Origin of the sequence: Allofrancisella inopinata (assembly GCF_012222965.1) — a bacterium.
In the GTDB taxonomy this organism is placed as follows: Bacteria; Pseudomonadota; Gammaproteobacteria; order Francisellales; family Francisellaceae; genus Francisella; species Francisella inopinata.
In genome coordinates this window covers 375,838-396,541 of record NZ_CP038241.1, presented here as the reverse complement: position 1 = coordinate 396,541, position 20,704 = coordinate 375,838, and the positions used below count along the sequence as shown (strand labels likewise).

Below are 20,704 nucleotides of genomic sequence, written 5' to 3'. Positions count from 1 at the left end.
ATTTACTTTACTATAGTAGCTCTATTTTAATAATCACCAAAGTGATATACTTGAACTCATATTATACAAGCTAAATACTTTAAATAAAAGCGATGAACAATAATGTCTCACAAATTTTAATTTCCTTAGGGTTAATAGCTGCCGCTATTATATCTTTCATACTATTTGCTCCTTTATTTATCTTTTTACTTATATTCTTAACGATTTCATCATTCTTCTTAAGAAGAAGAATAATAAAAGAAAATCCTGAGTTTTTTAAGCAATTTAAAACTAAAAAAGATAGAGTTATAGATCAAGAAGAAAATAATGATCCCTTCAATAATCTAAAAAATTTAAAATAACCATGTCAACAAAAGATACTATTGTTGCAATAGCAACTCCACAAGGTACAGGCGGGATAGGAATTATAAGAATCTCTGGAACAGATGCTCTAAATATCTCCCAGAGGATCACTCGTAAAAAACTAACCCCTCGTTATGCTACTTTTTGCAATCTTTATCACCAAGATGAAAGAATAGATAATGGTATTGCAATATTTTTTAACTCCCCTTTCTCATATACAGGAGAAGATGTTGTTGAAATTCAAGCACATGGAAACCCATTTATTCTTAATTTAATTATCAAAGCAGCTATTCATCATGGAGCAAGAATGGCCAAAGCTGGTGAATTTACAGAAAGGGCTTTTTTAAATAACAAACTTGATTTAGCCCAAGCTGAAGCAGTAGCTGATATAATTAATGCTTCATCAGAATTAGCTGCCAAATCCGCCGCCAAATCTCTACAAGGAGAATTTTCTAAAGAAATAAATAGCCTTCTAGAGAAACTAATCTACCTAAGAATGTATGTTGAAGCATCTATAGATTTCCCAGAAGAAGAAATAAACTTTTTAGAAGACCAAAAAATATATAATAGTTTAGAACAAATCTATAACGCTATTTTAACTGTTAAAAATAGCTGTAAACAAGGTGTTATACTTGCTGAAGGTATAACTATAATTTTAGTTGGCAAACCAAATGCTGGTAAATCTAGTCTTTTGAATGCTCTTGCCGGAAAGGAAACTGCTATTGTAACCTCTATAGCTGGTACTACTAGAGACATTGTAAAAGAGCATATCCAAATAAATGGTGTACCAATGCATATAATTGATACTGCAGGGCTTAGAAGCAGTGACGATATTATAGAAAGTGAAGGTATTAAAAGAGCTATAAAAAAAATTCAAGAGGCTGATCAAATACTTTTTGTCACTGATGATTATATAAACAGTAGAGTTAATTTTAGTGATATAAAAGAAATTATCCCTGAATTCTATAATCAAATTCCACAAAACATAAATATAACCTACGTGCATAATAAAATAGATTTACTAGATACAATTCCCCAAAACTCTGAAAATCATATTTATATATCTGCTGAAAAAAATATTGGGATTAATGAGTTAAAAGAGTGTATCCTTAAGAAAGTCGGGTTTATAAACCAAAATGAAAGCATTTATACAGCCAGAGAAAGACATATGACAGCAATTGATAAAGCTTTTCAACACATCAATTTAGCAAAAAAACAATTATCATTAGGTAATGGTGAGCTTATTGCTGAAGAATTACTCATCGTTCAAGAGTATTTAAACTCTATAACTGGTAAATTTAGTTCTGATGATTTATTAGGAGAAATTTTCTCAAGCTTTTGTATTGGTAAATAAAACTCTTTACTTGACTACCTTTTGCTAGGGAAAGTAAAAATGAAAAAACTAATTACTGCCTTAATTTTAATCTCTAACGTGTTAATCACTACCTATAGCTTCGCGTGTTCTGAATTAAATCATGACTTTGGAGATAAAATAGGTGTGTATACAGCTAGAACTATGGATATGTTTATAGACTTACAACCAAACCTTACTGTGTATCCTAGAGGCTTAAAACAAGATGGTGGGCTTAAAAAAAATTCTCTGACTTGGACAAGTAAATATGGTTATGTCTCAATTGATGAAACAAATTTAAATAATCTAACTGGTGAAGGACTAAATGAGAAAGGACTTGCTGCTCACCTTTTATATTTAGGTGACACCAAACAACCCAAGAGACACACCTCCCAGCCTGGAGTAAATGGATTATTCTGGGTGAGATATGTTCTTGGAAATTTTGCAAGCGTACAAGAAGTATTAGATAATTTGGACAAATACCAAATATATAATCCTCCTATAAGCATAAATGGAAAAGAGTCATACATACCAGTTCATTATATGATCGAGGATAAAACTGGTGATAGTGCTCTAATAGAATATATAAATGGAAAGATTACTGTGCATAAAAATGTTAAAACTATTAGTAATGAACCTAGTTATTATCAACAACTTAAGAATTTAGAAAAAGCTAAAGAACTTAATTTTTATAACATCGATCAGCTTCCTGGCGGTGCTAATTCAACATATAGGTTTATACGAGCATCTTTCATAAATGACAACCTACCAGTAGCAGAAACCCCAGAACAAGCTGTAAACTACCTATTTGCTGCTATGGACTTTGTATCTGTTCCTTTCACTAAAGGTTATAAAGATGAAAATTTTAATAACCCCAGTCTTTTAGACAAATGGCCAACACAATGGAAAAGTGTAATTTCTTTAGGTGAAAATAAGCTATATATAACTGATACTTTAACCAGCAACAGAGTATACATTGACTTAAATAAGGCTAATTTAAAAGATGGAACCCCAATAAAAACTATTTCTGTCATGGATAAAAATTTAGTAGGTGATGTAACAAATAAGTTAGCATGACCTATAATTTTTAATCTACTTACGTAAGCTGTTTATTTTCTGAGTGCATAAGTAAAGGATTGTTATAACTACTTTTTCAATTACCATAGAATTTTTTTCTTATTTAAACAAAATACTTTAGATAATCCTCCAATATAGCATAAATTTTGTTACAATTGCTCAACCCAAAAAAAATAATTAATTAAAATGTTATCTTTAATAGGTAATACTCCTATCATTAAACTTAAAGCACCTAATAACAAACACCATCTTTTTGCGAAATGTGAATGGCTTAACCCTACAGGTAGTATAAAAGATCGTGTAGCTAAATATATAATACAAGAGTTAATTAACAGTAAACAACTTAAACCCAATCAAGCTCTCGTAGAAGCAAGTTCAGGAAACATGGGAACATCTTTAGCAGCTTTAGGCAAGCTATATAACCATCCTGTTTATATAACTTGCCCAGAAAAAACTGGTCCCACAAAAAGAGTTATGATTGAAAAATTAGGTGCTAAACTAACGGTTTGCAAAAATACTTCTGACTACAAAGATCCAGAATTTTATGTTAATAGAGCTAAAGAAATAGCCAAAGAAATTGATGGTATCTTAATTAACCAATATGATAATAAGCTAAATACACTTTGCCATTATGAAACTACTGGACAAGAAATTGTAGATTTCTTCACTAAAAATAATTTATCTCTAGATTATTTTATCACTGTCGGAGGCTCCGGTGGCACTATTACTGGATGTGCTAAAAAGATTAAAGAACATTTTCCAGACGCTAAAGTAATAATGCCAGATCCTAAAGGTTCTGTCTATTATGATATCTTCAACTATGGAAAGCCTATCCAAGAAAATATACATAGCTATAAAGTCGAAGGTCCAGGCAATCCGGTTTTTTGCCAATCTATGGATTTATCTTATATTGATGAAGTAATACAATTTGATGATGTCCAAGCTTTTAATTCTTGTAACGATCTAGCTAAAGAGCAAGGAATATATGCTGGACACAGCAGCGGTGCTAACTATCTTATAGCTAACCAACTTCTAAAAACCTTGCCCCCAGATAGATCCTATAATATCCTCATCATGATACTAGATAGCGGTATGAAATACACTTTTTAGTTACTAAAATCAACTAATTGACTCCAGCAAATTGTATTAAAAAAATTTAAATGCTATGATTTTCTCTGTTTATTATGTAAATTAGGAGAAATTATTATGCCTGGTATTTTAATTAGTTTTATATTTTTATTTACCTCTGCAGTCATAGCTTGGTTTAACCGTAGATGGGGAGTAATAGTATTTAGCATTTTCCTTATCGTTGCTGGGGCGACATTCTTACATCATGCAACTGATCACTTATCTATATACCTATAAGGAACAAGCTATGAAAAAAATAACCCTTAACGATTTAATTAAAACTTTAAGTGCAATAGAAGTTACAGGTATAACTATCATAATTCTTATGGCTTTTTTCTTTCAATTTGTTATGAATGAAATCCCTTGCCCTTTATGCTTATTACAAAGACTTGGTTTATTAGCCATTGGCTTTGGTTTTTTATTAAATATGCACTATCATGTTCGTCCAAGCCATTATGCTTTATCATTATTAGCAGCAGTATTTACTGCCTTTGTTGCACTTAGACAAATAGCTCTACATATTACCGATCCAGTAGGGTTTGGCTCAAAAATATTAGGTATGCATATGTACAGTTGGGTTTTTGTAATTTCTATGATCGCAATTATTTATATAGCTATTATTTTATCATATCCACAACAGTACGAAATTCGTAAGCCTCCTCAAGAAACTGCTGAAGCTAAAAATAAAAAAATTAGAATTTTCACCCATGTAGCTTTTATATTATTTGCAATAATAATTTTCGCTAATATAGCTTCTACATTCTTTCAATGTGGCTTACATGAATGTCCCGATAACCCTGTAGGCTACATACTAGTATAAAAAGCTTATTAAATTTACAAACATAAAACTTACTCTTCGAGGACTTCTTTAATAATATAACCTAACCATTAAGGGACTGTTGCAAACTAAAATTATATGTTTCTAACTGTATTTCATACCTAATTTAATCCTTTAATATTTACCAATAGCCACTACTATTAACTGCACATCAAAAACTTAAATTAGTCATAAACTCCTTTGTGATAAATGCATCAATTTATGTTGGAATTGGTATTACAATTGCGCGTCAGGAAGTCATTGAGCGAAGTCGAAGTGCTAGAGCACTCAATCTCGTCAAATAGCTTTGTTTTAAGCTTGTTTCAACTAGTATTACTTTTATACATAATAGGTTATAGTAAATGAAATACTGGACTAGAAGTAATACAGATAAGGATTCCCTAAGAAACTGTAAAATTCTTAGCTGATAATATAGGTACACACCATGTTTCTGCAAAGCTTCCAGTTAAATCTATACTTGCTCTATCTCCTGTTGATATATCTAAAAAAGCAGTAGCATCGCCAGTAGGTGGTGTAATAGAAGGATTGATCTGAACATTTAAGATTCTAATATTATTTGCACCAGTGTAAGTTATATTTACAGATCCATTAAATGGTGGCGGATTATCAATTAAAGATTTAGGAATAATATAACCACCAGGGCAATCAAATTTAATTAACGTGGATATAACTATAAATATAGCCCCTAAAGCTGTTCCCTGACCAGAGCCAGTAAAAGCTCCTCTAATAGCTTGTGATGAACTTCCTGCTTCTTCCTGTTTTATGCATCCTGCAAGAACCATGACACTTATTACTATAACACCCAATATTATTTTTTTCATCTAACAGCATTAAATTTTAACAAAAAGTTTTAATATTATAGCTAATACTTTATAGCTAAACAATATTAGGAGTTTGAAATTTTGCTAGCTATTTAAAGTGTTTTTAAAAATTATTTAAAAACTTCTCTTAGAATAAAAAAGATGGCGACTACCTACTTTCACCTGGGCAAGAGCCAGACTATCATCGGCGTGTTGTAGTTTCACTTCTGAGTTCGGAAAGGGATCAGGTGGTTCCTACAAGCTATCATCGCCAAAACTTGAGTTTTGGATTATAAAGATATTTAACAATTCAGCATAGAAATAGACTTAAGTCTCTCGGATCATTAGTACTGGTAAGCTACATACATTACTGCACTTCCACACCCAGCCTATCAACGTCGTAGTCTCCAACGTTCCTTACAGGTTTTAAACCTGAGAGATCTAATCTTGAAGGAGGCTTCCCGCTTAGATGCTTTCAGCGGTTATCCCGTCCGAACGTAGCTACCCGGCAATGCTTCTGGCGAAACAACCGGAACACCAGTGGTTCGTTCACTCCGGTCCTCTCGTACTAGGAGCAACTCTTCTCAAATCTCTAACGCCCACGGCAGATAGGGACCGAACTGTCTCACGACGTTCTGAACCCAGCTCGCGTACCACTTTAAATGGCGAACAGCCATACCCTTGGGACCTGCTTCAGCCCCAGGATGTGATGAGCCGACATCGAGGTGCCAAACTCCTCCGTCGATATGAACTCTTGGGAGGAATCAGCCTGTTATCCCCGGAGTACCTTTTATCCGTTGAGCGATGGCCTTTCCATACAGAACCACCGGATCACTAAGACCTACTTTCGTACCTGCTCGAGCCGTCACTCTCGCAGTCAAGCGCACTTTTGCCTTTATACTCTTGGTATGATTTCCGACCATACCGAGTGCACCTTCGTACTCCTCCGTTACTCTTTAGGAGGAGACCGCCCCAGTCAAACTACCCACCATACACTGTCCTCGTCTTTCAACTGAGTTAGAACTTCAATAATTCAAGGGTGGTATTTCAAGGTCGACTCCACATGATCTAGCGACCATGCTTCTTAGTCTCCCACCTATCCTACACATAAATGATCAAAGTCCAGTGCAAAGCTATAGTAAAGGTTCACGGGGTCTTTCCGTCTAACCGCGGGTACGCTGCATCTTCACAGCGATTTCAATTTCACTGAGCCTCTGGTGGAGACAGTGTGGCCATCGTTACGCCATTCGTGCAGGTCGGAACTTACCCGACAAGGAATTTCGCTACCTTAGGACCGTTATAGTTACGGCCGCCGTTTACTGGGGCTTCGATCCAGAGCTTCGCCTAAGCTAACCCCTTCAATTAACCTTCCAGCACCGGGCAGGCGTCACACCCTATACTTCCTCTCTCGAGTTCGCAGAGTGCTGTGTTTTTGATAAACAGTCGCAGCCACCTGGTATTTGCAACCCTCAACAGCTTACGTAGCAAGTACTTCACCATTAAGGGCACACCTTCTTCCAAAGTTACGGTGTCATTTTGCCTAGTTCCTTCACCAGAGTTCTCTCATAGCCTTAGTATTCTCTACCTACCCACCAGTGTCGGTTTACAGTACGGTTACTTATACAATATACTTAGAAGCTTTTCCTGGAAGCAGGGCATCAGTAGCTTCGCCAAATAAATTTGGCTTCGTCTCGTATCTCAGATTATCAAGTTACCGGATTTGCCTAATAACTCTACCTACTTACTTTCACTTGGACAACCATGCGCCAAGCCTACCTAGCCTTCTCCGTCCCTCCTTCGTTCATATAAGCAGCACAGGAATATTAACCTGTTTCCCATCGACTTCACTCTTCAGCTACGCCTTAGGGGCCGGCTTACCCTACGTTGATTAACATTGCGTAGGAATCCTTGGGTTTTCGGCCAATAAGAATCTCACTTATTTTACGTTACTCATGTCAGCATTCGCACTTCTGATACCTCCAGCAAACTTCTCAATTCACCTTCATCGGCTTACAGAACGCTCCCCTACCAATATATTAAATATATTCCGCAACTTCGGTGCATAGCTTAGCCCCGTTAAATCTTACGTGCAGGCCGACTCGACCAGTGAGCTATTACGCTTTCTTTAAAGGATGGCTGCTTCTAAGCCAACCTCCTGGCTGTCTGGGCCTTCCCACTTCGTTTCCCACTTAGCTATGACTTAGGGACCTTAGTTGGCGGTCTGGGCTGTTTCCCTTTCCACGACGGACCTTAGCACCCGCCGTGTGTCTCCCGTGATAAAACTTGATCGTATTCTGAGTTTGCATCGAGTCGGTAAGCTCGTAAAAGCCCCCTAGTCGAAACAGTGCTTTACCCCAATCAGTCAATTCACGAGGCACTACCTAAATAGTTTTCGGGGAGAACCAGCTATCTCCGTGCTTGATTAGCCTTTCACTCCGATCCACAGCTCATCCCATACTTTTGCAACAGTACCGGGTTCGGTCCTCCAGTTAGTATTACCTAACCTTCAACCTGGCCATGGATAGATCGCGCCGGTTTCGGGTCTACTCCTAGCGACTAGTCGCCCTATTAAAACTCGCTTTCGCTACGGATCCCTTATTCAGTTATCCTCGCCACTAAAAGTAACTCGCTGACCCATTATACAAAAGGTACGCAGTCACATGACTAAATCATGCTCCTACTGCTTGTATGCAAGCGGTTTCAGATTCTATTTCACTCCCTTTATTAGGGTTCTTTTCACCTTTCCCTCACGGTACTAGTTCACTATCGGTCATTCAGGAGTATTTAGCCTTGGAGGATGGTCCCCCCATGTTCAAACAAGGTTTCTCGTGCCCCGTCCTACTTGTTCGTATGCTTAGTTCCATCTTAATCATTTCGTATACGGGACTATCACCCTCTATCGTCAAGCTTCCCAACTTGTTCTACTATAATTAAAATTATATCATACCAGGCTCTTCCCACTTCGCTCGCCACTACTATGGGAATCTCAATTGATTTCTCTTCCTAAGGGTACTTAGATGTTTCAGTTCCCCTCGTTCGCTCTCTATCTTATATCAGATAAAGTGACTGGACTGCTCCAGCCGGGTTCCCCCATTCGGAAATTCCGGGATCAACGCTTATTTGTCAGCTACCCCAGACTTATCGCAGACTAACACGTCCTTCTTCGCCTCTGAATGCCAAGGCATCCACCGCTTGCACTTATTCTCTTAAGTCTATTTCTATACTAAATTGTTAAATATCTCTATATTCATGCAAATAAAATATTGGTGGAGCCAAGCGGGATCGAACCGCTGACCCCCTGCGTGCAAAGCAGGTGCTCTCCCAGCTGAGCTATGGCCCCAAAAAAAATGGTGGGTCTGAGTAGACTTGAACTACCGACCTCACCCTTATCAGGGGTGCGCTCTAACCAACTGAGCTACAGACCCGTATCTTATTTACACTAAAATATATTAGCTACAAACACTCTATCAATTCATCTGAATTAGCAATTAAGCTCTATTCTTATTATTCTTTTCGTATTTCCTTTAAGGAGGTGATCCAGCCGCAGGTTCCCCTACGGCTACCTTGTTACGACTTCACCCTAGTCATGAATCACTCCGTGGTAAACGCCCATCCGTTAAGCTATCTACTTCTGGAGCAACCCACTCCCATGGTGTGACGGGCGGTGTGTACAAGACCCGGGAACGTATTCACCGCGACATTCTGATTCGCGATTACTAGCGATTCCGACTTCATGCTCTCGAGTTGCAGAGAACAATCCGGACTAAGAGTACCTTTCTGAGTTTCGCTCCACCTCGCGGTTTGGCAGCCCTCTGTAATACCCATTGTAGCACGTGTGTAGCCCTGGTCGTAAGGGCCATGATGACTTGACGTCGTCCCCACCTTCCTCCGCCTTGTCAGCGGCAGTCTCAATAGAGTACCCAACTTAATGATGGTAACTATCAATAGGGGTTGCGCTCGTTGCGGGACTTAACCCAACATTTCACAACACGAGCTGACGACAGCCGTGCAGCACCTGTCACACAGTTCCCGAAGGCACCAATTCATCTCTGAAAAGTTCTGTGGATGTCAAGACCAGGTAAGGTTCTTCGCGTTGCATCGAATTAAACCACATGCTCCACCGCTTGTGCGGGTCCCCGTCAATTCCTTTGAGTTTTAGCCTTGCGGCCGTAGTCCCCAGGCGGAGTACTTATCGCGTTAGCTACGCCACTAGGCCCTTTACACCGAACCCAACAGCTAGTACTCATCGTTTACAGCGTGGACTACCAGGGTATCTAATCCTGTTTGATCCCCACGCTTTCGTCCCTCAGTGTCAGTATTAGTCCAGAATGTTGCCTTCGCCATCGGTGTTCCTTCTGATCTCTACGCATTTCACCGCTACACCAGAAATTCCCCATTCCTCTACCATACTCTAGTTTGACAGTATCAAATGCAGTTCCAAGGTTGAGCCCTGGGCTTTCACATCTGACTTATCAAACCACCTACAGACCCTTTACGCCCAGTAATTCCGATTAACGCTTGCACCCCCCGTATTACCGCGGCTGCTGGCACGGAGTTAGCCGGTGCTTATTCTTTAGGTAACGTCAATTCCATTAGCTATTAACTAATAGACCTTCCTCCCTAACTAAAGTGCTTTACAACCCTAAGGCCTTCTTCACACACATGGTATTGCTGGATCAGAGTTTCCTCCATTGTCCAATATTCCCCACTGCTGCCTCCCGTAGGAGTTTGGGCCGTGTCTCAGTCCCAATGTGGCTGATCATCCTCTCAAATCAGCTATGGATCGTCGCCTTGGTAGGCCCTTACCCTACCAACTAGCTAATCCAACGCAGGCTCATCCATTCGCGGCAGCAACAAGTTGCCACCTTTAATCCTCAGATATTATGCGGTATTAACAGTCGTTTCCAACTGGTATCCCCCTCAAATGGGTAAATTCCTACGCGTTACTCACCCGTCCGCCACTCGTCAGCATCCGAAGACCTGCTACCGTTCGACTTGCATGTGTTAAGCATACCACCAGCGTTCAATCTGAGCCAGGATCAAACTCTTCAGTTTAATCTAATTCTCTGACTCAATCACTAAACTCAAATTCTTCAACAAAGTGTTTGTATTTAATATATCTCTTAAATATCTCCAGGCATCAAGCCCCTCTCTACCGCTAACATCACCCGTCAGCCAGTGAAGACATATAATACACACCTCCCTCTCTCAACGCAAGAGCTTTTTATGAAAAAAATGTGGTTTTTCGAGTTTTTCTAAAAAACTCGCTTAAATTAAAAGAATGTATAAAATAACTAAAGTTTTAAATCATGAATGATTAAGTATGCTTATTTTTTATAGCTTTTTTAATTATATTACAAAACTATCCGTTGCTTTAACTAAAGCCTCTATAATTCCAGGTTCACTTATTGAGTGTCCTGCATCTGGAATTATTTCTAATTTTGCAGCTGGCCAAGCCATATCATAATGCCCTTGTACAATCACCGCAGGTATATTTGCTATTTTATATGGATTTTTAAGTAATTGGGATTCTTCTAAAAATAGACCACCCTTAAAAAAAGGTGCTCCAGTCCAAATATCGACTGGATAGATCTCAACTAACTAGGTAGAAACTGTCCACTCCCCATCCGTAGAATTAGGCACACATGTAATATATATATTCATATCCTGATTACTATTATTAGAGTTTTCAATCCAATATCTATTTTGACCGTTTGTCATGGAAGTAGGTGCTGATTGATTATCTCCTAAAATAATTTCTGTTCTTGGATATATGCTACCATTACTGCTTGATATATTATATCCCGTCTGACGATTATTGATAGCATTGAATGCTGCCTCAAAAACATATCCATATCCTTGAGAACACCTAACCTCTAGCTTTTTAGTTAAAGAGTCCCAGCTGTATTCAACATTATTTAATACTGCCGATCCTGACCCTGTATTTGCATTAGGATACTCAAGCTCTAGGGTATCGTTACTCAACTGAGTATCATCAACCACAAAACTGCCTCCTTGCACGGTTTCATCTTCAAGGTTATATGTTGTGCCATTTACAGTTACCGTGCCACTTAATGATATATTAACACCCTCCCCAGCAGTAAACACACCTGCGGTAGGATTAGATGTATCTGAACAAACCCCTCCCCCACAGCTATTTAGTCCTAGAGGGGCAAGTATTGAATTATCCGCAAAATTTGATATACCATTCCACTGGATATTATATGAATCAGCCAATAATTTTTGTGATTTGACGACATGAGTAGACCCTAAAAAACTTTCTTGAACTACTTGTGAAACAGGTGTGAGGCTTATAGAACAAACTGTTCCATTACACTGGTGGATAATTTGAAATTCCAGCCTTTGCTGACTCTCCTTAACACAACTAGATAAAATAACTGGTCCAGCAAATATTCCAGCAAGTATCGACAATTTTTTCATTATTTACAATATCTCTCTTTTATTTAAAAAAAGAGATAATAATCGCTCAATTGTCAATTGTCAATTGTCAGAAAAAATGGTGGGGGCGAAAATCAAGATGTAAATGTATTTTTAAAGAATAATCTTTCTATCACCATTCTTTATGGTGGGTGCTGAGGGGTTCGAACCCCCGACCCTCGCCTTGTAAGGGCGATGCTCTCCCAGCTGAGCTAAGCACCCGATATGAAATCGAAATGGCGGAGAGGACGGGATTCGAACCCGTGATAGGGTTTAAAGCCTATACTCCCTTAGCAGGGGAGCGCCTTCAGCCTCTCGGCCACCTCTCCTAAACCATGTGAATGGTTATTATATATAGATATAATATGGTGTCAAGTAAAACGTTATAGATATTTGGCTTTAATTTTCATAAACAAGAAAAAAAGTAATCTGTAATACAATGTCCTTTATAATCTTTTCTGTAATATATATTGCCAAACTTTCCAGACGTATATACTTTTGCCATATAAGTTAACTATCAAATGGCATGACTCCTTCTGTATGATCAAGGTGGATCAAAGCATCAAACTGGTAGGGTAAGCGTGAGAAGTAATAATGACTCATACGCTCTGTTTCAGGACTGTAAATAACCCCTATCGCTCGCTGTAACAAAGGCAATTTAAGCAAATGTGTTAGATGAGTTTCTTCACGTAAGTTTAACAAAAATTGTTTTTCATCAAGTTGATGGAAAAACCATTCATAGCTGCCCTTTAAAGGAGAATTAATAGTTTTAGCCTCCGCTTTTGCTCCCCATCTACTAGCTGCTGTTACCACACCAGTAGCAGTAGAGAAACCCAATAAAAAGCTATTTGTATTAAAACGCTCCCTGACTAGCTGACCTAAATTTATCTCTCCATGCTCAGACATTTCTGTTGCTCGGGCGTCTCCTATATGTGAATTATGTGCCCACACAATTACTTTGGCAGGCTTATTAGTTAATGTTTCTATATGCGATATAATGTTTTGCAAAGTATCTGCCATATGTTGGTCACGAATATTCCAAGTACTAGCTTGAGACTCAAACATAGTTCTATAATAGTTTTCTGCATTTTTAACAACGCGGGCGTTTTGTGTCATATAGAATTGCTGTTCTTTAAAGTCAAAAGTAGTATCTATGTTTAAGTTTTGGTAAGCACTACGATAAGTTTCCAATAGTTGAGTAGTAACTTCATCTAAACAAGCTTCTCTCAAATGTTTTTCAACTGCATAACCATAAAATTGAGGATCCATCTGTACCTGGCCAAAACAAGCATAACGTTTAGCTGCCATCTCCGCAGCCTCAGGATCGTGCTGCTGCAGGTAATTAATAATTGCTCGTGTAGCTTCATTTAAACAATATAAATCTAAACCATAGATACCAATTTTATCTGCTTCATCTTCATAGTTATCATTATATTGTCTAAGCTGCTCGATAAATTTTAACATATCAGTGTTACACCACATCCATTTCGGAAAACGATCAAAAGCCTTTAATGCCTCTTGTGCTTTATTTAACTTACTTAAGCTTTTACAATAACAATGAAGAGGGTATACACTAGTCCAATCTCCTTCAATTGCTATTGCTTTAAATCCTTTTTCTCGGATAAGATATTTGCTTAATTCCATACGCGTTTGATAAAATTCTGATGTCCCATGAGTAGCTTCACCCATAAGCACAATACGGGCATCTCCAATCAACTTAGCAAGATCTTGATAAGAAGGTTGTTCTTTTATATCAAAAGCAATGATTTCTTCATTTAGTAGCTTAATAAGTTTGTCGGAAATAACTTTAGATTGTGTACTCATAACTTTCCTCCAGCTGATTTTTTTGGTGAATTTTGAAGTAATCGCAACACTTCTACATCTGTTGTTTGTTGAAAATTACGATACCATTGTCCTACACCATAAAAAGGTTCAGGAGTTGCTAAGCAAATAATTTCATCTACTAATAATGAAAGTTTCTGGATGCTGTCAGAACTTGCTACAGGTGCAGCAAGAACTATTTTTTTTGGCTTTAAAGTTTTTAAAGCTTGAACAGCTGCCTTAAGTGTGTTGCCTGTAGCTATACCATCATCCACTAAGATAATAATCTTATCTTTTAAGGGTGGTAACTTTTTGTTTTGTCTATATTTATCTAAACGCCGTTCTAATTCTTGTTTTTCTTTTTGTAATACTCTATGGATTTGCTCTTTAGGAATATTTAACTGCTGGATTAAACTATGATCAAGGATACAGATATCTTCTTCAGAGATAGCTCCCATAGCAAATTCCTCATGACCGGGAACTCCAAGTTTTCTTACAAGAAAAACAGTCATTGGAATTTGCAGTGTATTAGCAATTTCAAAAGCAACCGGCACACCGCCGCGTGGTAATGCCAAAACTAAAACATTCTCTTTACCTTTATAAGTTGTTAGCTTTTCAGCTAAACGTTGACCAGCGTCAGCACGGCTTTTAAAAAGGTTCATGAATTATAGCCTCGATAGTTTCATTTAATTTATGCTCTGGCAAAGGGATATAATCTTTTTCAATTACTTTTACCACCAAAGATTTTAATACAGAAGTAAAAAATTGTCTTAATAGACCATAAAAATAAGGTTCGGCACATAAAATCACCTGCTTGTAATGCTTTTTATCTACAACTTCTTTAATAAACTCTGCCACCACTTTTGCAAAATGAATATGCTCTTGCTTATGAGGGTCAGATGCTGGAATAAATTTTCTGGACTGGTAATTACCAGGACTATCGCTAGTTAACTGTTGTGCTTTTAGCCTACTCTGAGGATGTTCTAACTCCTCAATACGGGAGTACTTAAACCCATTTATATCATAGACTTTTGCTTTAGCCGTGTTAGTAACTAAAAGCAAAGTTGGTTTTTTCATATCAATATCCTCCTTTTTACAAACTTTAAATTAATACCAATTCCAACACATATTAGTACTTTCTAACTTTGTATTTCATACCTAATTTAATCCTTTAATATTTGCCAATAGCTACTGCTATTGCCTGCACATCAAAAACTTAAATTAGTCATAAACTCCTTTGTGGTAAATGCAACAATTTATGTTGGAATTGGTATAAGATGGTAAAAAACGCTTAAACCACCCTATTGTAAGATTAGTCATTTTCTCCAAGGTGCCGGGTTCTTCAAATAAGTGCGTTGCTCGAGGAACGATTTCCAAGCTCTTGGTGCAGTTTAAAGCTAGATAAGCTTGATTATTTAACATTATAACCTCCGTGTCGTTTCCCCCAACTATTAATAGTGTTGGTGCTTTAACCCGAGTCAGATCTGGAATAGCTAGGTCTGGTCGGCCTCCGCGTGAGACAATAGCTTTGATTTGTTTTTCTTGCTTAGCAGCACACTTTAAGGCGGCAGCTGCGCCTGTGGTAGCTCCAAATAGGCCTATTGGCAAATGCTGAGTACTAGAATTAATAGTAAGCCAATCAACTATACCAATTAAACGCTCTGTTAGTTTTTCAATATCAAATCTATTTTTATATATTTGATCTTCTTCTTCGGTTAAAAGATCAACTAATAATGTTGCAAAAGCACTTTGCTGTAATATACTTGCCACAAATTGATTGCGTGGTGACAAGCGACCACTACCACTGCCATGAGAAAATAAGATAAGTCCTAATGCTTTTTCCGGAATCGTAAGTATACCTTTTAATCGCTCACCAGAAACTGCGATATTTACTTTTTTTTGCACCACCAACCACTCCTTAGTACTTTGAAAACCACTTAGTACTGTCTTAAAGTCAGGCATATAACCGCATTTTAGGGACTGTTGCAAGCTGGAATCAGATGGGAGGTAACAAGGCAAAAATATTCGAAAAAGCGCAGTTTACATATAGTAAATGATCATTTTGAGAATATTTTTAACACAGTTAGAAACATATAATTTTAGTTTGCAACAGTCCCTTTTACATGAGAGTATAATCTACTTACTTTTGTTTACCTTGATTTTAGTCAAGTGTAATAAATGACTATGCTTCTGCAAGTAAATATATCTTCCAAAAATTTATCTAAACAAAACATGTAAAAATCTTTATAATAGCTATAATCTAACAAGTCAATTCAAATAATAATGCGGAAAATACTAGTTACCAATGCCTTACCTTATGCTAATGGTGATTTACACTTAGGTCACATGCTTGGCTATATACAATCAGACATCTGGGTTAGGTTTCAAAAATTACAAGGTAATAAATGTGTCTTTGTCTGTGGCAGTGATACTCATGGTACACCGATAATGTTAAAAGCTAAGAGCCTAGGTATTTCTCCTGAAGAATTGGTTAAAAGTTTTTCAGAAAGACACTTAAAAGATTTTACAGATTTTGAAGTTGAGTTTGATAATTATCATTCTACCCATAATAAATTAAATAAAGAAATTGTTGAAGAAATATACAATAAATTAAAAACAAAAGGCTTAATTTCAACAAAAGAAATTGCTCAAGCATATGATATGCAAGCTAAAATGTTTTTGCCTGATAGATTTGTAAAAGGCACATGCCCAAAGTGTAAAGCTGAAGATCAATATGGAGATAGCTGTGAAGTCTGTGGAGCAACCTATGATCCTACTGATTTAATAAACCCAAAATCTGTAGTTTCTGGTAAAGCTCCTATTCAAAAAAAATCTGAGCACTTTTTCTTTGACTTGCCAGCTTTGGAAAAAGATATAGAAACTTGGATAAACACAAACCAACAATTACAGCCAGAAGTTGCCAATAAACTAAAAGAATGGTTTGAGCAAGGCTTACAAAGTTGGGATATATCACGCGATGCTCCGTACTTTGGTTTTGCAATACCTGACACAAATGAGCAGAAATATTTTTATGTATGGCTAGATGCTCCTATGGGCTATATAGCTAGTTTTAAAGACTATTGTAATAAAACTGGTATAGTTTTCGATCAATTTTGGGGCAATGGTAGTCAAAATGAGCTTTATCATTTTATAGGAAAAGATATTATATATTTTCATGCCTTATTCTGGCCAGCTATCTTAGCTTCTACAGGATACAAAACACCAACTAGTGTTTTTGCAAATGGCTTTTTAACTGTAAACGGTAAAAAGATGTCAAAGTCGCGCGGTACTTTTATCCAAGCAAGAACATACCTTGATAATCTAGAGCCAAGCTACCTAAGATATTATTTCGCGTCTAGACTAACCTCTAAAATAGATGATATTGATTTAAATCTAGAAGAATTTGTCACTAAGTCAAACTCTGATATAGTCGGAAAAGTTGTAAATATTGCTAGTCGCTGTGCAGGATTTATATATAAAAATTTTGATGCTACATTATCAACTGAAGTCTATGATACAAACCTAGAAAAAGAATTTACCAATGATCATGATTCTATTACACAAGCATTTGAAAAAAGAGAGTTTGCAACTGCTGTTAGGTTAATAATGGCATTAGCAGATAAAGCAAACCAATTCATAGACCTTCATAAACCTTGGCAACTAGCTAAAGAAGAGGGACAAGAAGAGAAAGTTCATCAAGTATGCTCCCAGGGTATCAATATGTTTAAGGTTTTAGTTTCTTATCTTAAACCAATTGTTCCTAGCCTTACTGGAAAAGCTGAAACATTTTTAAATATTCAAGTTAACAACTGGTCTGACGCACCAAAGTTTTTAAAAAACCATAAAATAAATAAATTTAAGCCGCTAGCAACTCGCATAGAAAAAGAAAAAGTTGATAGAATTCTGGAAGATACAAAAATGATACTCGAAAATGAACAATCTCAGCAGCCTCACGATAAACCACAAGATCAAACTGATGATATAGCTCCAGAATGCACTTTTGACGACTTCATGAAAGTAGATTTACGTGTTGCAAAAATCATTGAAGCCTCACATGTCGAAGGAGCTGATAAACTCCTTAAGTTAATTCTAGATCTAGGTGGTGTTACTAAGCAAGTATTTGCTGGCATAAAATCAGCGTATAATCCAGAGGGCTTAGTAGGTAAACATACTGTTATGGTTGCAAACCTAGCCCCAAGAAAAATGAAATTTGGTGTTTCTGAAGGAATGGTTTTAGCTGCTGGAGATGGTAAAGGTCTATATATACTAGAGCCTCATGAGGGTGCTAAACCTGGCATGAGGGTAAAATAAATATGTCCAAAAAAACTTTTTATATTTTTGTCGTTTTTATACTTTTTCTAGGCGCCTTAATAAATTACCTTGATCGCTCAACATTAAGTATTGCCAATATCTCAATTGCTACTGATTTTAATATAAGCCCAGCAGGAATGGGATTACTACTATCTGCTTTTATGTGGTCTTATGCTTTATCAAGTCTCCCAGCTGGATACTTAGTTGACCGTTTTGGCATTAAACGTATTGCTATATTAAGTATGGTAGCATGGGCAGGAGTATGTATTCTAAGTGGTTTAGCTGTTGGTTTCTATTCGATTCTTGTAATGAGAATCTTATTAGGAATAGCTGAAGCACCTTTATTCATAATTGCAACGAAAATTATTCAACAAAACTTCTCAGTTGCTAAAAGAGGTTTTGTATCTTCAATAGTTGCTCTAGGCCCAAGGCTTGCAAACATTATAGCCCCAATTTTTTTAGTTAGCTTAATGCTTTTAGTTAGTTGGCGAGGCATGTTTATCTTACTTGGGGTTATCGGCTTAACCACAGCTTTTATCTGGGCTAAACTACAGAATCATAGTTACTTTGCCCATAATAATGATAGCTCAAAACCAAAACCTCTGACAAAAAAACAATTCAAAGCCATAATAACCAATCATAATGTAATATTTTTATGTATTGGTAATATCTGTAGCACGTATGCCTATTGGTTATTTATAACATGGCTGCCATTTTATTTTATTGAAATAAAGAACCTTAGCCTATCACAAATGGGGCTTGCAACATCTTTATCATTTTTATCGTCACTTGTATCGGTGATACTAGGTGGTATAGTTTCTGATTATCTTATAAAACGAGGTTTTTCAGCTATTGCTTCACGTCTAACTCCTATAATTCTTGGTTGTCTAATAGCTGGTGTTGCAATAATGACGATTGCTACTTTAGATAATATTTTAAGTATAATTTTGCTTATAAGTATCAGTATCTTTTGTCTAGGACTTAGAGTATCACCAACATGGGCAATAGTTGCTGACATAGCCCCACCAAAGTTAATAGGAATAGTTGGCGGCACACAAAACCTAGCTAATTTTATTGGTGCTGGACTGGCCCCCCTAACAACTGGTTTTATTTTGCAAAAAACAGGAAATAGTTTTAGTATCGTTTTTATTGCTGGAAGTGTTATTTGTATTTTAGGATCTTTGAGCTACTTATTCATAAACACTAAAAAAATCATTAATCACCAAATTGTCCAATAAATTTAAAAACTCTTTTAAACTCAGTGTCGTTTAAAATATTACCCCATTTTGCCTATGCCTCGTAATAGGATTGTTGCAAGCTTGAACTAGTGCATGTTGGTAACTAATTATTTTATTTATTTGTTAAAACCCTCCACACTTCCTGCACCTTCACGCAAAACAGTATAAGGCAATTCTAACATCTCAATTACAGTAGTTGGCTCATAACCACAGTAGTCAGATTCTACTATTAAATCTATATTATTCATGATTTCATTGTCAATGTTACTACAGTCAGTTATAACATGATCCTGAGTCGGTAGAATAAAAGAGCTAACTACCAAAGGCTCTCCCATCTCTGCACTTATAGCTTGAGGAACATAATGATCACTTACTCTTATACCTACAGTGTTTTTAGATTTAGTAACAAGTAAAGAAGATACCTTTTTAGTAGCGTTTAGTATAAATGTATATGGGCCAGGAGTGTATCTCTTTAGTAGCCTATAAGCGTTATTATCAACTTTAGCATATTCTGAAATTTCAGAAAGGTCTCTACACGCCAGAGTAAAATTATGACTACTATCTAAATCTCTTATTTTCCTAATTTTATCTATAGCTTTTTTTGATTTCATTTTACAAACTAAAGCATATCCTGAGTCTGTTGGAATAGCTACAACACCTTCTTTATCTAATACTTGTTTTATTTCTTGTAGTGCTAAAGCGTTGTTACCATAACTATATAATTCTATTAATCTCTTCATAATCTTCTTAACAAAGGCTATACTTTTATGATAATTATACAACACTTATTAAATTTAGCCTAAATTATGAATAAAATGCTTAATGATCTATTACCCGCAATCGTTTTTTTCGCGATTTATAAAGTCTATGATATTTTTTATGCAACTGCTGCTTTGATTATCATCACTGTAGCACAGGTTATATGGGAATACATAACTCATCGTAGAATCGCCAAGATGCAAATTTTAATTACTGTGTTGGTAATAATATTTGGTGGTGCTACTTTATATTTTCATAACGAGGAGTTTATCAAATGGAAAGTTAGTATAGTAAATTGGCTAATAGGTATTGGATTAATAATAACAACCTACGTTATGAAAGAAACTCCTATGGAAAAGCTTCTTAAAGAAGCTATTAATCTTAATTCACATAAATGGAAAGTAATTAATACTATGTGGGGTGCATACTTTGTAATTCTTGGGACGATTAATCTTTTTGTAGCCTATTTTTTCTCTACAAATATATGGATGAACTTTAAATTGTTCGGGCTTTTAGGTATTACTTTTATATTTATGCTAATCCAAACATTATACTTATCTAGAAATATGAAAAAATAAATCAGATTTTTAATTGCAAACTA

The 20,704-nt window shown here is 36.5% G+C and carries 17 protein-coding genes, 4 tRNA genes and 3 rRNA genes; 9 read left to right on the top strand and 15 right to left on the bottom strand.

What is annotated here, in order from left to right:
• Positions 1-92: 92 nt before the first annotated feature.
• From E4K63_RS01810 to E4K63_RS01785, 6 genes are all read left to right on the top strand, one after another.
• Positions 93-341 carry a hypothetical protein gene (locus E4K63_RS01810; protein WP_133942427.1) on the top strand — a complete coding sequence of 83 codons (249 nt, stop codon included), beginning with the start codon at positions 93-95 and terminating at the stop codon, positions 339-341.
• A gap of 2 nt (positions 342-343) precedes the next feature.
• A complete protein-coding gene (gene mnmE / locus E4K63_RS01805) occupies positions 344-1,696 on the top strand; it encodes a tRNA uridine-5-carboxymethylaminomethyl(34) synthesis GTPase MnmE (protein WP_133942426.1) in 1,353 nt (450 codons plus the stop codon).
• Between the two features lie 39 nt (positions 1,697-1,735).
• Complete coding sequence (locus E4K63_RS01800) at positions 1,736-2,770, top strand: linear amide C-N hydrolase (protein ID WP_133942425.1); 1,035 nt, start codon at positions 1,736-1,738, stop codon at positions 2,768-2,770.
• Positions 2,771-2,956: 186 nt separating this feature from the next.
• Positions 2,957-3,880: a PLP-dependent cysteine synthase family protein gene (locus E4K63_RS01795; protein ID WP_133942424.1), complete on the top strand. Its 924-nt coding sequence runs from the start codon at positions 2,957-2,959 to the stop codon at positions 3,878-3,880.
• 96 nt (positions 3,881-3,976) lie between these two features.
• Positions 3,977-4,135, top strand: a complete 159-nt coding sequence (locus E4K63_RS01790) for a DUF5993 family protein (RefSeq protein ID WP_166666918.1) — start codon at positions 3,977-3,979, stop codon at positions 4,133-4,135.
• 10 nt (positions 4,136-4,145) lie between these two features.
• Positions 4,146-4,718 carry a disulfide bond formation protein B gene (locus E4K63_RS01785; RefSeq protein WP_133942423.1) on the top strand — a complete coding sequence of 191 codons (573 nt, stop codon included), beginning with the start codon at positions 4,146-4,148 and terminating at the stop codon, positions 4,716-4,718.
• Between the two features lie 398 nt (positions 4,719-5,116).
• Here the strand turns inward: E4K63_RS01785 and E4K63_RS01780 are convergent, their stop codons facing one another.
• The 14 genes from E4K63_RS01780 to E4K63_RS01720 form a co-directional block, all read right to left on the bottom strand.
• On the bottom strand, positions 5,117-5,557 hold the full coding sequence (locus tag E4K63_RS01780) for a hypothetical protein (RefSeq protein WP_133942422.1): 441 nt from the start codon (positions 5,555-5,557) through the stop codon (positions 5,117-5,119).
• Between the two features lie 139 nt (positions 5,558-5,696).
• Positions 5,697-5,812: ribosomal RNA gene (gene rrf / locus E4K63_RS01775) — 5S ribosomal RNA — on the bottom strand.
• A 47-nt stretch (positions 5,813-5,859) separates the two neighbouring features.
• A 23S ribosomal RNA gene (locus E4K63_RS01770) occupies positions 5,860-8,748 on the bottom strand.
• A gap of 52 nt (positions 8,749-8,800) precedes the next feature.
• Positions 8,801-8,876, bottom strand: a tRNA-Ala gene (locus E4K63_RS01765).
• A gap of 8 nt (positions 8,877-8,884) precedes the next feature.
• A tRNA-Ile gene (locus E4K63_RS01760) sits at positions 8,885-8,961 on the bottom strand.
• Between the two features lie 100 nt (positions 8,962-9,061).
• Positions 9,062-10,591 (bottom strand): 16S ribosomal RNA (locus E4K63_RS01755).
• Together the 16S, 23S and 5S rRNA genes with 2 tRNA genes alongside form the textbook arrangement of a ribosomal RNA operon.
• 294 nt (positions 10,592-10,885) lie before the next feature.
• The gene (locus tag E4K63_RS08285) at positions 10,886-11,020 is read right to left on the bottom strand and encodes a hypothetical protein (protein WP_279586413.1); all 135 of its coding nucleotides are present in this window, start codon (positions 11,018-11,020) and stop codon (positions 10,886-10,888) included.
• Positions 11,021-11,137: 117 nt separating this feature from the next.
• Positions 11,138-11,977: a DUF3281 family protein gene (locus E4K63_RS01750; protein ID WP_133942047.1), complete on the bottom strand. Its 840-nt coding sequence runs from the start codon at positions 11,975-11,977 to the stop codon at positions 11,138-11,140.
• Between the two features lie 143 nt (positions 11,978-12,120).
• A tRNA-Val gene (locus E4K63_RS01745) sits at positions 12,121-12,196 on the bottom strand.
• Between the two features lie 15 nt (positions 12,197-12,211).
• Positions 12,212-12,303, bottom strand: a tRNA-Ser gene (locus tag E4K63_RS01740).
• Between the two features lie 181 nt (positions 12,304-12,484).
• Complete coding sequence (locus E4K63_RS01735; protein WP_133942048.1) at positions 12,485-13,798, bottom strand: erythromycin esterase family protein; 1,314 nt, start codon at positions 13,796-13,798, stop codon at positions 12,485-12,487.
• The gene (locus E4K63_RS01730) at positions 13,795-14,457 is read right to left on the bottom strand and encodes a phosphoribosyltransferase (RefSeq protein ID WP_039125575.1); all 663 of its coding nucleotides are present in this window, start codon (positions 14,455-14,457) and stop codon (positions 13,795-13,797) included. The genes E4K63_RS01735 and E4K63_RS01730 overlap by 4 nt, the downstream gene beginning before the upstream one ends.
• Entirely contained in the window at positions 14,444-14,872 is a 429-nt protein-coding gene (locus E4K63_RS01725; protein WP_133942049.1) for a host attachment protein, read from the bottom strand. The genes E4K63_RS01730 and E4K63_RS01725 overlap by 14 nt, the downstream gene beginning before the upstream one ends.
• A gap of 144 nt (positions 14,873-15,016) precedes the next feature.
• Positions 15,017-15,700, bottom strand: coding sequence for a dienelactone hydrolase family protein (locus tag E4K63_RS01720; RefSeq protein ID WP_209451670.1), 684 nt, complete (start codon positions 15,698-15,700; stop codon positions 15,017-15,019).
• Between the two features lie 378 nt (positions 15,701-16,078).
• Between E4K63_RS01720 and metG the strand changes: the two genes are divergently transcribed.
• Both metG and E4K63_RS01710 read left to right on the top strand, forming a co-directional pair.
• The gene (gene metG / locus E4K63_RS01715; RefSeq protein WP_133942051.1) at positions 16,079-18,106 is read left to right on the top strand and encodes a methionine--tRNA ligase; all 2,028 of its coding nucleotides are present in this window, start codon (positions 16,079-16,081) and stop codon (positions 18,104-18,106) included.
• Between the two features lie 2 nt (positions 18,107-18,108).
• Entirely contained in the window at positions 18,109-19,344 is a 1,236-nt protein-coding gene (locus E4K63_RS01710) for an MFS transporter (RefSeq protein WP_133942052.1), read from the top strand.
• A 116-nt stretch (positions 19,345-19,460) separates the two neighbouring features.
• Here E4K63_RS01710 and E4K63_RS01705 read toward each other — a convergent pair whose 3' ends face one another.
• Positions 19,461-20,084 carry an L-threonylcarbamoyladenylate synthase gene (locus E4K63_RS01705; RefSeq protein ID WP_133942053.1) on the bottom strand — a complete coding sequence of 208 codons (624 nt, stop codon included), beginning with the start codon at positions 20,082-20,084 and terminating at the stop codon, positions 19,461-19,463.
• Between the two features lie 66 nt (positions 20,085-20,150).
• Here E4K63_RS01705 and E4K63_RS01700 point away from each other — a divergent pair, with 66 nt between their 5' ends.
• Positions 20,151-20,681 (top strand): septation protein A, encoded by a 531-nt coding sequence (locus E4K63_RS01700; RefSeq protein ID WP_133942054.1) that lies wholly within the window; start codon positions 20,151-20,153, stop codon positions 20,679-20,681.
• Positions 20,682-20,704 lie beyond the last annotated feature (23 nt).